Genomic DNA, 13,816 nt, shown 5'->3' with positions numbered 1-13,816 from the left:
TTCCCCCTAGTCTATTGATCAGCTTATTCGTTGATTGTTTTTTTAGTCAATTTTTTTAATTCAAGTTTTAAAAAAGTTCCACTTAATACTGAAGATGCAATATCAGATATCGGTGCGGCTAACCAAACACCCATCAAACCAAAATACTTTGGTAAAATAAGTAGGAGCGGAATTAATACTAATACCTGTCTTGATAGCGTTAATAAAGTAGCTATTTTGGCTTTTCCAACAGCCTGAAAATAATTAGAGCTTACAATTTGGAACCCAATTATAGGTAGTGCAAATAGGAAGATTTGTATCGCATTAATTCCCATTTCAATCAGCTCTATATTTTCACGGTTAAACAGGTAAATTATTTGTCTTGGAAATAATCTAGTAATTAAAAATCCAGATGTTACAATAACAGTGGCAAAAACAATAGCCATTTTTAGTGTTTCTTTTACTCTGTTAAAAGCTTTTGCTCCGTAATTATATCCTATAATTGGTTGCGCCCCTTGATTAATACCAAAAATAGGCATTAACGTAAACATTGAAACACTATGAATGATTCCCATTACTGAAATAGCTGTATCACCACCATAAGTAGCAAGTTGCCTATTAAACAAAGTGATTACAATACTAGATGCTATTTGCATAGAAAAGGGCGCCGAACCGATAGCTAATATCTTCGTAACAATGTTCTTGTTTAATCTTAAATTTTCTCTCCGTATTTTTAAGGTGCTCTTTCCACCAAAGAAATATAATAACACCCACACAGAAGACACTGCTTGGGCTATAATTGTAGCCCATGCTGCTCCCTGTATTCCCCAATTAAATCTAAAAATAAATAAGGGATCTAAAATAATGTTAATAATTGCACCAATCAACATTGTTATCATTGCAATTTTAGGATTACCTTCAGCTCGAATATAATTATTCATACCGAAACCTATTCCTTGGAAAATAGCACCACCTAGTATAATTGTTAAATACTGCTTTGCATAGGGTAATACATCGTCACTGGCACCAAATGAAATTAACAAAGGCTCTAAAAACACCAATCCTAAAACAGAAAAGATTAATATGATTACTGTTAACATTAATACTGAGTTGCCCAGTATTAACTCAGCTTCATCCTTATTATCTTCACCCAATTTTATAGATATGAGCGCAGATCCTCCAACGCCAACTAACATACCAAAGGCCATAAAAATTAACATGATTGGAAAACCAATGGTTATACCAGCAAGTCCATCAGCCCCTACACCACGTCCTATAAATATCCTATCTATTACATTATACAGTGCGTTTACCATCATGCCAACTATAGCAGGCAATGAAAATTTTAGTAGCAGCTTCCAAATTTTATCTTCTTTCAATCGTTGAGATCTATTCACTGTGGTTCCTTCTTTCTGTAACCATATCTTTTATTATTATTATTATTTTTATACAACATTTCTATTTTAACACCATAAATGTATATATACAATTTTATTTTGCTAACTAAAAAATAGCAGTGGTTATCCCATTGCTATTTCATATCACTTAACATCGCTTTTAACACCTCATCAAAAGGCATCTTTCCTATTTCTGACATCAATCTTTCCAAATCTGTCTTTTCATTTCTTTTCAAAGATCCTGCAAGTACTAACTCCACTTGCTGATTTCTTCTAATAACAATAGAGGTTACATCAAATACACCAGCTAAGAGACCTGATAACGCCAATACTTGAGATGGTTTTATGTTCAACTGTTTCTCCTCAATACTATTTAACTCTTGATCATTCCCAAGTTGTTTTACCGCATTCGCAATCAATTCGTCTAATTGATCTCTAGTAAGCATTTTAAAACCCCATTTCAAACATTTTCAGTAGGCACTATAATCGGTGTCCTTGGCACTGGCACAGGAGCTGTATTTTCTAATCCTGTTATAAATATATATATTATCCCTAAAGATATTAATAACAAAAGATTCCTATGAAATTCACCTTTTTTATTCAGTTCAATCACCGCCTAATTAAATACTTATTACTAATATATTTATCCAAAATAACGATGTGCTTGTTTCCCATCTAAAAATCTTTTGTTTGTTAAAATCTAACAGCCCTCTTTAATTATATTCTTCTTTTTAAAAGAATATAATTAAAGAGGGCTGTTTAGAAAAATTATTGATTTACAGCATTAGCAAACTTAGAAAAATTATCACGATCCTCTAATGCCTTTTTTTGAGCTTCTACTCTAATTTGATTTATTTCAGAAAAATTCCTATTAACAACATTGACAATACTTGCATCAAGGGCAAATGACTTTGACATGCGATTTAAAATTTCCCTCGCTTGTTCACCACTCATTCCTTTTCTGTAAGGTCTAGTTTCCGTTATTGCAGTAAATACATCAGCAACTGCCATTATCCTTGATCCAAGTTTTAATTGATCACCATTTAAATGAAATGGGTAACCTGTACCATCTAAACGTTCATGATGGTATGATGCATATTCATTAATGTCTTCCAGGCCTTTAACATCTTTCAGTAGCTGATAAGTGTAATAAGTATGACTTTTTATTAAATCAAACTCCTCTTCAGTTAGTTTACCGGGTTTTTCAAGAATTTCATTCGGGATAGCGAGTTTACCTAAATCATGCAAATAACCGGCTATTTTAATCTCTCTGCAAAATTGTGATGTGCTATTTAGTTTTATAGCAATCCTTTCGGCTACTGCTGCCACTCCAGTACTATGAACCACTGTAAAATTACTTTTAAAATCAATTATCCTTGCAAAAATATTTGTAATTTCTTCTAATTCAACAATATTTATTTTAGTATCTTTTATAGGCAATGTGGAAAGTAAATTAGTGTTAAGTATTGTTATTAAGTCTAACCAAAATGATTCTTTTTTTGCAATAGATTTAAAGGCTTTAACTACTTCTGGGTTAAAGGTTTTTTCACATTTCTCATCGATTTTTTTCGTTATATATTTTGCCTGAAGCATTATACTTTTATTTTTGTCAATAGAAATTGAAACCCTATCTGCTAGATGTATAACATTACTCTCCAAAGGTATAACTTCATTAGATGTTTGATTTTCTATCTTGCTCCAATGCACATGATGATATCTAATAATCTTTGCGATTCTAGAAAAGTGTGTTGATTCTTTAAACAATTGGTAACCTATTTCAGCATGTTGTTGATGATCTTGGTCTTCAAATTCTAGTAGTTCTACTCGTTCATCATAAATAAGCCCTCCGATATCATGAAGTACACTTGCCAGTACTAGTTCTTCCTTGTGTTGGTCTCCTAATCCCATTTCATGACCAATACAGTAGGCAATAAAGGCCACTTGTTTATGATGATCGTTCAATGGCTTACTTATTAGGTCTATTGCTGAAGACAATGCCATTGACAGCTGAATAAGCGAGTATTTTTTTTCTTCCAATTTATCACCTCATTATTTCCATATGTATCTATATATAACTATATATTATATTAATCTAATAGACATTTTATCATAAACAGAGATAAAAAATATTTAAAAATGTTATTTCTATTGAAAATTTCTAAATGCTCCTATAGAATACCAATATAAACCTTATAATTAAAGGCATATTATTTTTTAGGAGGTCCTATGTCTATCATTAAAATAGCTTTAGTTCAAATGAATATATGTAAAGGAGACTATTATAAAAATAAGTCTACTGTATCACGTTTAACGAAATCACTAGATGATCATGTTGATGTTATTGTTTTACCTGAAATGTGGTCAGTTGATTTTGACTTTAGAAAAATGAATATTCATAGCTTAGATACTGCAATAGTTGTACAAGACCTAAGTGAATTATCACAAAAATATAACGCTGTCGTAGTGGGTGGCAGTATACCAGAAAAAGCAGGAGACCGAATTTTTAATACCTCTTTTGTTTTTGACAAACTAGGTAACATTCAAGATAAATATTCAAAGATGCACTTAGTTACTGCAAATAACTTAGAAGCTAAAATTTTTGAACCAGGAAATTGGATCCCTAAATTTAAAGTAAATAATACTACCTTTGGCGTTGCAAATTGTTATGACATACGTTTTCCAGAGTTATTTCGTGGACTCGCTTTACAAGGATCAAAAATTATTTTTGTAACTGCTCAATTTGCTGATCCACTATATAATCATTGGATTACTTTACTCAAAGCAAGGGCAATTGAAAACCAAGTATTCATTGTTGGGACAAATAGGGTAGGAAAAAATTATTTTGGTCATTCAGTTGTCATATCACCTACTGGTGAGGTTATTTATGAAGCTGATGACACAGAGGGTTTACATACTGTTTCTATAGATGTAAATGAAGTTGATAGAGTTCAAAATAAGCGTAGAGACTCGGATATAATGAATACATTTGCCTATAATAAATTCATTTATAAAAGTAATTGTATCGGGGTTGGTGGAATTGTTGATAACAAAGGTAAGATATTACTAGTTAAACAATCCTACGGCAATTTTAAAAATAAATGGTTCTTGCCTAGTGGATATTTAGATCCAGGTGAAATGCTCCATGAAGGAATTGAAAGAGAGGTACTAGAAGAAACTTCAATTAAATCAAAAGCAAAAGATGTTTTTGCTATAAGAACTTTAGTGGATAATGAAATTACTGATTGCTTCATTGCATTTACTATGGACTTCGTTGACGGAATTCCTAAATCGGATTGCTTCGAAAATTCTGATGTTGCTTTTTTTTCTTACGATCAAATTATAGATAACCAAGAAATTTCTCCTTTAGCTAAAGATATTTTAGAAACCTATTTTAATAAAAAGTTAATTGCGCTTAAAGAAAATAACAAAAATACACTAAATAAACTGGAAAAAATCTATATATAAATTAAAAAATATATAATAACTATATAAAAAACTCTACAAATCAAATTGTAGAGTTTTTTAGCTTTATTTAAATTTTAAAAGAATTCACAATGTCCCTTAAGTCTTTTGCTAGTTTAGCTAGACTGTCACTAGAATCTGCTAATTCTTCCATCGAAGCCGTTTGTTCCTCTGTAGCCGCTGAAACATTTTGAATTTCGCTAGTGACCAGCTTTGTAGTCGATTCTATTTCAGATGATGAAGATACAATATTTTGGCTATTATCTGCCACTTGACTTACAGCTGAAGTGATTACATCAATTTGTCCTGTAACCTCACTAATCAACGTTGAAATTTCTTCAAAGGATAACTTTGTATCATGAACAACTTTTATTCCTTCACTTACATTTTCATAACTTTCTTCCATCACGTGATTAGCATTTGTAATATTCTCTTGATTTTCAACAATCAAAGCATTAATTTCACCGGTTGCATTTTGTGTTTCTTCTGCTAATTTCCTAACTTCTTCTGCAACTACAGCAAAACCTTTACCTGCATCCCCAGCTCTAGCTGCTTCGATAGCAGCATTTAATGCAAGTAAATTCGTTTGTTCTGATATGCTTTTTATCACATTTACAATTGCATTCATCTGATCTGAGCTTGTTGTTATTTTATTTAAAGCATGCTTTACTTCCTTAGTACTAGAACTAATACTGTTCATTTGTACAGCTGCTTTATTAATTTCTTTTTTACCTTCATTTGATTTTTCAAAAACTTTACTACTAGACTCATTGATCTCGTAAACATTACTAGAAATTTCTTGTATACTAGCAGAGATATCTCCCATAGCTGTAGCGGCAGATTCAATCTCTTTCATTTGTTTCTCTGAGTGTCTAGATACTTCTCCTGTCGATGAAGCAATATGCTCAGAAGCCACAACAGATTGTTCCGATGTTAACTTTAATTTTTGCGAAGCATTTGCAACTTCATCTGAAGAATACTGGATTTTTCCAACGGTGCCTTTAATAGCATGAATCATTTTTTCTAATCCTCTAGATAAATCCCCTAATTCGTCCTTTGATTTAAGAAGTGTTTTTGGCACATCTTCACTAAAATCACAAGATGATATTTTAGCAATATAGTCGGTGATTAACTTTATTTTTTTACTTAATCTACCTGAAATTTGATATATAATTAAGGCCATTACTACTAAAATTCCTACTATTATAAAAATGATTGTCTGCATGCTTTCATTTGCTCTTTCCATATACTCGGAATATATAATACTTACCCCTAAGCTCCAATTTGGTGTATCAGGGATCGGTGTAAACATTATGATAGCATCTTCTCCAGAAGGCATAGTAATTCTATTACTTCCAATCTGACCAGACATCATCTCTTCGCCCGCCTGATCAAGTCCAATAAAGTCGGCTCTCTCTGACCGCATAACATTTAACCTAGATTGATAGGTTGGTTCTTCATGGGCAATTACTAGTCCATCTCCATCTACAATCCACCCTTGTCCTGTCTCACCTATAACTATATTTTCAATTACATCTGTTAAAATTTCTAATTGTACCGTAGCACCAACCAAACCTACTACTTCATCATCTTCATTTCGAACTTCTTGGGCGATAACAAAAACTGGTCTTCTAGTTGTGGTTGAAATCATTGTATTGGTAATCACTCGCGCTTTACCATTATATATTATTTCTCTAAAGTATCCCTGACTTGAAATGCCCACGCCTTCTCCAGTTGTGTAGTATGTAAATCCATCTAAATCTGCAAAAAAAGCAGTTTCAAAATCAGAATCGATATTTTGCATACTATCAAATTCTTCTCTAACTAAGTCCCAATCCCCACTTTTTATTGCCTCATTGTTTGCAATAGTATTAACGCCTTCTATTTTCCAATCCATCCACTGGCTTATTTCATCTGCCCTAGCACCAATTACTTGCTGGGTTAAATCCTGTGTCAATGGGACAATCGTTCTTTGGGTTTGAAACACAATTATAGCACCTAAAATAACTAATAATAGTGTCATAGCCACCCCAAACGAAAGTGTCATTTTCGCTTTGATTGATTTCATCTATCATCCCCCCTAATCTGATGTAAATATTTCTTTAAAACTATATAATTTCATTATATCACCATTCTACAAAGATTGTCGATGTTGAAATTAAAAAAGAAACATTAATTATTAAAATGTCCATATCAACGGATATTTTAACTAAATAATGTTTCTTTTTACTTTATACTAACTTTATTTGATGGTATACTTTCTTTCCTTTTTTAATCATTAATTTATTATCATTGAAATCTTTTATTGTTATTATCTGATTAATGTCCGTTACTTTGTTATCTTCTATCGTTACACCGCCTTGTTGTATTAACCTTCTTCCTTCCCCTCTTGATCCAATTAAACCTGCTTCTTGCATTAAGGTTATTACATCAATCCCATTTTCAAATCTAGAAGTTTCTATCTCTGTTGAAGGCATATCTGTAGCACTTATCCCTCCACCAAATAGTGCATTAGCTGCTTCTTGTGCTTTTATTGCTTCTTCTTCTCCATGCACAAGTTTAGTTACTTCGAATGCTAACACTTCTTTAGCTTTATTAATTTCTGCACCTTCTAATGTACCTAATTTCCTTACCTCATCCATAGGTAAAAAAGTTAATAACGCTAAACCTTTTTCTACATCTCTATCATCAAAGTTTCTTATATACTGATAAAATTCAAATGGTGATGTTTTTGCAGGATCTAACCATATTGTACCGGCTTCAGTTTTACCCATCTTTTTACCATCACTATTTGTAAGTAATTTAAATGTTAGTGCATAAACTGAACCACCGTCTACTCGTCTTACAAGTTCGTAACCACCCAAAATATTTGACCATTGATCATTTCCACCTAACTGCAACTTACAATCATATCGTCTATATAGTTCCAAGAAGTCATAGGACTGCATTAACATATAGTTAAACTCTAAGAATGTCAATCCACCTTCTAAACGTGACTTATAACATTCTGCTGCCAACATTCTGTTTACAGAAAAGTGTCTTCCCACTTCTCTAAGGAAATCTATGTAATTAAGGTCTAATAGCCAATCTGCATTATTAACAATTAATGCTTCATCATTATCAAAACTTATAAACCTAGAAAATTGCTCTTTAAATCGTTGGGCATTATGATTAATTTGTTCTTTTGTTAACATTTTTCTCATGTCAGCTTTTCCTGAAGGATCTCCAACCATAGTAGTTCCACCACCAAGTAGAACAATCGGTCTATGCCCTGCTCTTTGCATATGCATCATAGCCATAATTTGGAGAAAATGCCCTAATGTAAGACTATCTGCTGTTGCATCAAAACCTATGTAAAATGGCACACTTTCTTTTCCCAGTAATTCTCTTAGTTCTTCTCCATGGGTTACTTGTTCTGTAAACCCTCTCTCAGTAAGTACATCATATACATTTGTCATATTGTCTTTCCCCTCCTAGTATTGTTCAAAAAATAAAAGCCTGCTCATCCAAAGGACGAGAAGACTCGTGGTACCACCTTAATTTACACTCAATAGTGAGTGCCTCAAAATACGATAACGGATATTTGCCGCAATAGTTTCCTATTGAAACTCCAGAATGTAATTCGTACTTTTATATTGTCAGACTTTTCACCAGCCAGTCTGCTCTCTAATAAGTAATATAAAAGCCTACTTGTTCCTTCTTCGTTTAAATAAAATAATATTCATATATGTTTATTGTATATTAATATATAATTAACAGCATTGTCAAGCTTTATGTATGATTTAGTCAATATCTTTATAATAATAGCCCCTTGTAAATTCACCTACCATTTTTTTTATATGTTGAGGATCTATCATTCTTTTGCATTTAAACATCTCTAATATTTCTGATACCTGTACAATTGACTCATCACTTATTTCTATACGCAGTGCTGTAATAGCTGTATGATTCAAATCTTTCAGTCGATCAGCCATAAAAATTGGATGACTGTTATAAATAATTGTTCTTCCAAAAGTATCATGGGTTAATGGAAAGTGAATTTTTTTCTCATCCTTTAACGCCCATTTATATCTATAATTAAATTGCTGGCAGAATTGACATTCCCCACTACACTTTCCTGTACTTTTAATAGGACAGTACTCCATTGTCATAACTGGCAACTTACCATATGCGATCACTTCTAATTCCATATGGTTTGCTAGTTTTAGTTGTTTAATGCTCTTAATGTCAATTTCCGGGGAAATAGCAATCTTTTTAATGCCTTTTTTTTGTAGTTGATCAATTCCGTAACTATTAAATACATTCAGAGAAATATCCGGTACAATATCTAAATTACCAAAGTGTTTGCTTATATATTCTAACATGCCTAAGTCTCCAACTAAAACTCCTGTTAGCCCTTTATTTTGAAGTGGTTTATTAAGCTTTGTAAAGTCTATATTCTTAACTACATTTGATGTTTTCAAATAAACTGGTACATCATTCATATCACATAAATTTATTGCTTCAGTTAGGGTATTTATATCCTCATAATAAATTCTATCTATGTTATGCGTTAAAACTTCTTTAAGTTTTTCAAGATTGTTTACTTTTACATATAGCTTAAATTCAGACTTTGTGAGGAGATAGTTATTCATTTTATTATCCCACTTCCAAGGATCTATTTTAATAATTTGATCTCGATGATTAATTATTTTCCTTTTCTCTATTAAAGCAATTATTGCTTCTCTACGTACTCTATTAATACTCGATAATGGGACCACCACATCATGATCTAGACTTACTTGAATATGCTTAAAATAAAAAGGTGTATTACCGAGCTTATTTAAATTATCTAATATGCGTGATTTATCAATAGGTGATTTAATCGCTTGCTCGACGATAAATTCACTATTTGCAATTATGCTATTCCCATCATTATCCCATATAGAAAGCGTCATGTATTTATTTTTTTCTACTTTTATATCACCATATATTCCAATCTTTTTATTTTCTAGCCCACCACTGTAGGATTTTTCTAGGGATTTGTCTAGTCTTTTGTCATAGGTTTTATATACAAGATCTCCAACATTAGCTGCATCGTTAATTTCGATTTCTATTTGATTCCCTCTAAAAGCCTCATGGGTTAAACGGCCGTTATCAAATAGCTTTTGTACAGTTATCCTTACGTCTTTTGTCTTTCCACAAATTTCTATGCCATCACCTTGTGCAATGTCTTCTTTTAACGTTATCCCAATGCAATTTTTTCTTTTATTATAATAATCTACTTGTCCTAAAAACAAACCATGATTATTCGGTTTTTCTATATTAATTATTTCTTCTTTAGCACTATTTAGAATATATCCTTTTGTAAACTTTCGATTAAAAACTTGCTTTAACTCATTTTGAGTTTTATCATCCTTAAAATGATCTCCATTTTTTAAATGAGCATCGATTGCTTTTCTATAAGCACTTACAACAGCAGCAACATATTGAGGTTTTTTCATTCTTCCCTCTATCTTAAATGAAGTTATACCACTGTCTATTAATTGTTCTATATTTTCTAGGGTATTTAAATCCCTTAAACTTATTAAATACTTTGACTGATCCTGTTTTTGACCTTTATTAGATATTAGTTGATATTTTTTTCTGCATGGTTGGGCGCACTTTCCCCGGTTCCCACTTCTACCACCAATAAAACTACTCAGCAAGCATTGTCCTGAATAAGAAACACATAATGCACCATGTACAAATACTTCTATTGGCATAGATGTTGCTTTATGGATTTCTTTTATTTCTTTTAATGAAAGTTCTCTTGATAAAACAACTCTTTTAACGCCTTGTTGTTGTAAGTATCTTACAGTTTCCACATTGTTAATATTCATTTGGGTGCTGGCATGGACCTCTAACTTAGGGAATATTTTTCTTATAATATTTAACACCCCTAAATCTTGTACAATAATTGCGTCTATATCTGCATTATATAGAAATTCAACATAGTCAAGTAATGCATCTATTTCACGATCTTTAACTAATGTATTTATCGTAACGTATATTTTCACACCACGTACATGTGCATAGGCCACAGCTTCTTCAATTTGATTACGATCAAAGTTTGATGCATATGCCCTTGCACTAAACTCTTTACCTCCTAAGTAAATAGCATCTGCTCCATTTTGTACAGCTGCGATTAAGGCTTCAAAACTTCCAGCCGGGGATAATAACTCTATCTTATTCATGGTATAACAACCTCTTCCCTGTAAACAATTTAGATATTATTATACCATTTTTATAAATAATAAATAACTCTCTTAATTAACTCTAGGGAAATAACCTTGTTTTTTTTAATTAAACAAAGCATTTCCCTAGTATATTAAATAAGTCTAGATTTCCAATTAAATCTAGACTTATGGACTTATAAACTACTTTAGACCATTCACAATAACCTCTACGTTATGTTTCATCATATTAATATAAGTTTCCTGGCCACTACCTTCTACACCAAGTGCATCTGAATATATTGCACCGGCAATTGGTACATTTGCTTCTTTTGATACCATTTCCATATATCTTGGCGAAACTGTAGTCTCTACAAATATTGATGGTAAATCTTTCTCTTTTACTAATTCAACAATTCTTGATATTTGTTGAGGCGTCCCTTCTTCATGAGAATTTAATTCCCAAATTCCTTCGGTTTGGAATCCATAAGCATCTCCAAAATATTTATATGCATTTTCACTTATTACTACATACCTATTTTTTTCTGGTACGATTTTTACTTGTTCATAAATCCAATTATCTAATTCCTCTAATTCTTGCTTATATGTCTCAGCGTTCTCTGTGTATATAGCCTCATTATCTGAATCTATTTCAATTAGGGCCTCTAATAGATTATCTACATAATAATCTTTTACAAGACTAACATCTAACCAAAGGTGTGGGTCTAATCCGCTACCACCGACCAATGGGATCGTAGGACCACCATCTGTTAAATATATAGGCTCCATTTCCGTAACATTTGTAACTCTTTCAAGCCAAGGTTCAATTTCTAATCCATTTGCTATTAACAATTTTGCATCACTTACTTTTCTAAAGTCACTAGGAATCGGTTCATATTCCTCTGGTTCTTCACCTATTGGTACCAAGTACTCTACGGTTCCCAAATCTCCTAGTATGTTTTCCGTAATATCTGCTAAAATTGATATGGTTGTTATGACATGTATTTGGTCTTCTTCTCTTGTTACTTGTTGATTCGTACTACATCCCGTAAATAACATGGTTGTTAAAATAAGTGTAATAGATAAAAAATATGTGATTTTTTTACGATACATTGTTACTCCCTCCCTATATATTATTCAATTAACTGAGTATTTGACTTCTTATTTACAATCTTTTTTCTAATTTTTTGCGTAATAACCCCCCGCTTCGGAGAAAACATAAACGCTAAGCAAAAGATGCAGGATGCAACCAATACAATTGAAGCTCCTGTTGCTACATCATATATAAAGGAAAAATAAACCCCTAATATAGATGATATTACACCAAACCCAGCAGAAAGCCCTAACATAACACTAAGTCTATCGGTTAAAAGATATGCAGTAGAACCAGGTGTAATTAACATGGCTACAACCAATATGACGCCAACGGTATTTAGTGAAACTACCGTCACAAGTGATAAAAGTAGCATCAATGTGTAATGTATCAATTTTTTTGGAAGTCCGATCGCTTGAGCCATAATTGGATCAAAAGAACTAAGTACAAACTGTTTGTAAAATAAAAAAATTATCATTAACACAAAGCTTCCTACTCCTAAAGTCATCCACAAATCACTTTTAGATACAGCTAATACATTTCCAAATAGAATATGCCATAAATGTACATCGGTACCTCTTTGTGCTGTAATTAAGACGATTCCTAAAGCGAAGGCAGCTGTAAACATAATGCCTATTGCTGCATCATCTTTTATTCGGCTATTTTGGGTAATATATCCTATACCTAAAGCCGTAATAATACCTGTTACCACTGCCCCTATAAAAAAACTAAACCCTAGTATATAGGCAATTACAACTCCCGGTAAAACAGCATGAGAAATTGCATCCCCCATAAGTGCCATTCCTCGTAATATAATAAAGCAACCAATAACACCACAAATAATACCAACTAATACCCCAGCCATCATAGCATTTTGTAAATATTGATAGCTTTTTAATGCATCAATAAAGTAGTTTATTTCACTCATTAACATGTCACCACCAACTGGCTATGACCTGGAATAACAGTTAAGTTACCTTGATATGCTTCTTGTAGCGCTTTTACATTAAACACTTCTGTACTTTTGCCATAACTAATTAACTGTTTATTCAGTAGCAATAAACTATCAAAATATTCTTCTACTTTACTTAGATCATGATGTACAACAAAAATGGTCTTCCCCTGATCCCTTAATTTCTTTAATAATTTAATAATAATTTCCTCTGATGCCATATCTATACCAGAAAAAGGCTCATCAAGAAAAAATATATCTGCCTCTTGGGTTAATGCTCTAGCTAAAAATACCCTTTGTCTTTGGCCTCCTGATAACTCACCAATTTGTTTGTTGCGTAGTTCTTCCGTCCCCACCTCCTTTAAGAATCTTGTTACAATTTCATAATCTTTTTTATCTGCTCTTCTCCACCATTTAATATGAGGGTATCTTCCCATAAGTACAACTTCCTCTACGGTAATTGGAAAATCTAAATCAATATCACTTTGCTGCGGCACATATGCAATTTTTTTATGGGATTTTTTTAGTGGCTGACCAAAAAAACTGATTTGGCCTTGTTCTGGCTTTAATAAACCTAATACTGCTTTTATCAGAGTTGATTTTCCTGCCCCATTAGGTCCGATTATTCCTACTAACTGTTCGGGTTCAACAGCTACATCGATATTTTCCAATGCTGTTTTACTATTATATGAAACGCTCAAGTTCTTAATATCCAAAGCGTTAACTATGCCCATATTTA

Annotated in this window: 10 protein-coding genes and 1 other annotated feature; of the genes, 1 reads left to right on the top strand and 9 read right to left on the bottom strand. The window is 32.3% G+C overall.

What is annotated here, in order from left to right:
• Positions 1 to 23 precede the first annotated feature (23 nt).
• From RH915_RS08865 to RH915_RS08855, 3 genes are all read right to left on the bottom strand, one after another.
• Positions 24 to 1,376, bottom strand: coding sequence for an MATE family efflux transporter (locus RH915_RS08865; protein WP_310479405.1), 1,353 nt, complete (start codon positions 1,374 to 1,376; stop codon positions 24 to 26).
• A gap of 134 nt (positions 1,377 to 1,510) precedes the next feature.
• A complete protein-coding gene (locus RH915_RS08860) occupies positions 1,511 to 1,822 on the bottom strand; it encodes a hypothetical protein (protein ID WP_310479404.1) in 312 nt (103 codons plus the stop codon).
• Between the two features lie 322 nt (positions 1,823 to 2,144).
• Positions 2,145 to 3,413, bottom strand: a complete 1,269-nt coding sequence (locus RH915_RS08855; RefSeq protein WP_310479402.1) for an HD domain-containing phosphohydrolase — start codon at positions 3,411 to 3,413, stop codon at positions 2,145 to 2,147.
• A gap of 189 nt (positions 3,414 to 3,602) precedes the next feature.
• On the opposite strand from RH915_RS08855, the gene RH915_RS08850 reads away from it, so the two are divergent.
• Positions 3,603 to 4,841, top strand: a complete 1,239-nt coding sequence (locus RH915_RS08850; RefSeq protein WP_310479400.1) for a nitrilase-related carbon-nitrogen hydrolase — start codon at positions 3,603 to 3,605, stop codon at positions 4,839 to 4,841.
• A 67-nt stretch (positions 4,842 to 4,908) separates the two neighbouring features.
• Here RH915_RS08850 and RH915_RS08845 read toward each other — a convergent pair whose 3' ends face one another.
• The 6 genes from RH915_RS08845 to RH915_RS08820 all read right to left on the bottom strand — a co-directional run bounded on the left by RH915_RS08845 (position 4,909) and on the right by RH915_RS08820 (position 13,811).
• Entirely contained in the window at positions 4,909 to 6,906 is a 1,998-nt protein-coding gene (locus RH915_RS08845; RefSeq protein WP_310479399.1) for a methyl-accepting chemotaxis protein, read from the bottom strand.
• Between the two features lie 163 nt (positions 6,907 to 7,069).
• Positions 7,070 to 8,296, bottom strand: coding sequence for a tyrosine--tRNA ligase (tyrS, locus tag RH915_RS08840; RefSeq protein WP_310479398.1), 1,227 nt, complete (start codon positions 8,294 to 8,296; stop codon positions 7,070 to 7,072).
• Between the two features lie 48 nt (positions 8,297 to 8,344).
• Positions 8,345 to 8,549: a binding site (T-box leader), on the bottom strand.
• A gap of 71 nt (positions 8,550 to 8,620) precedes the next feature.
• Positions 8,621 to 11,053: a DUF3656 domain-containing U32 family peptidase gene (locus RH915_RS08835; RefSeq protein WP_310479397.1), complete on the bottom strand. Its 2,433-nt coding sequence runs from the start codon at positions 11,051 to 11,053 to the stop codon at positions 8,621 to 8,623.
• Positions 11,054 to 11,236: 183 nt separating this feature from the next.
• Positions 11,237 to 12,145, bottom strand: coding sequence for a metal ABC transporter solute-binding protein, Zn/Mn family (locus tag RH915_RS08830; protein ID WP_310479396.1), 909 nt, complete (start codon positions 12,143 to 12,145; stop codon positions 11,237 to 11,239).
• A gap of 20 nt (positions 12,146 to 12,165) precedes the next feature.
• Complete coding sequence (locus tag RH915_RS08825; RefSeq protein ID WP_310479395.1) at positions 12,166 to 13,053, bottom strand: metal ABC transporter permease; 888 nt, start codon at positions 13,051 to 13,053, stop codon at positions 12,166 to 12,168.
• Complete coding sequence (locus RH915_RS08820; RefSeq protein WP_310479394.1) at positions 13,053 to 13,811, bottom strand: metal ABC transporter ATP-binding protein; 759 nt, start codon at positions 13,809 to 13,811, stop codon at positions 13,053 to 13,055. Before RH915_RS08820 ends, RH915_RS08825 begins: the two co-directional genes overlap by 1 nt.
• Positions 13,812 to 13,816 lie beyond the last annotated feature (5 nt).

Source organism: Serpentinicella sp. ANB-PHB4 (genome assembly GCF_031432315.1).
Lineage (GTDB): Bacteria > Bacillota > Clostridia > Peptostreptococcales > Natronincolaceae > Serpentinicella.
The sequence above is the reverse complement of the archived record's forward strand: the minus strand, read 5'-3'. Positions and strand labels throughout refer to the sequence as shown.

Excerpts from the sequence above, each read along its gene's own strand:
- RH915_RS08845 (WP_310479399.1), bottom strand. The coding sequence starts at position 6,906 with ATGAAATCAATCAAAGCGAAAATGACACTTTCGTTTGGGGTGGCTATG.
- RH915_RS08830 (WP_310479396.1), bottom strand. The coding sequence starts at position 12,145 with ATGTATCGTAAAAAAATCACATATTTTTTATCTATTACACTTATTTTA.
- RH915_RS08860 (WP_310479404.1), bottom strand. The coding sequence starts at position 1,822 with ATGCTTACTAGAGATCAATTAGACGAATTGATTGCGAATGCGGTAAAA.
- RH915_RS08835 (WP_310479397.1), bottom strand. The coding sequence starts at position 11,053 with ATGAATAAGATAGAGTTATTATCCCCGGCTGGAAGTTTTGAAGCCTTA.
- RH915_RS08820 (WP_310479394.1), bottom strand. The coding sequence starts at position 13,811 with ATGGGCATAGTTAACGCTTTGGATATTAAGAACTTGAGCGTTTCATAT.
- RH915_RS08825 (WP_310479395.1), bottom strand. The coding sequence starts at position 13,053 with ATGAGTGAAATAAACTACTTTATTGATGCATTAAAAAGCTATCAATAT.
- tyrS (WP_310479398.1), bottom strand. The coding sequence starts at position 8,296 with ATGACAAATGTATATGATGTACTTACTGAGAGAGGGTTTACAGAACAA.
- RH915_RS08850 (WP_310479400.1), top strand. The coding sequence starts at position 3,603 with ATGTCTATCATTAAAATAGCTTTAGTTCAAATGAATATATGTAAAGGA.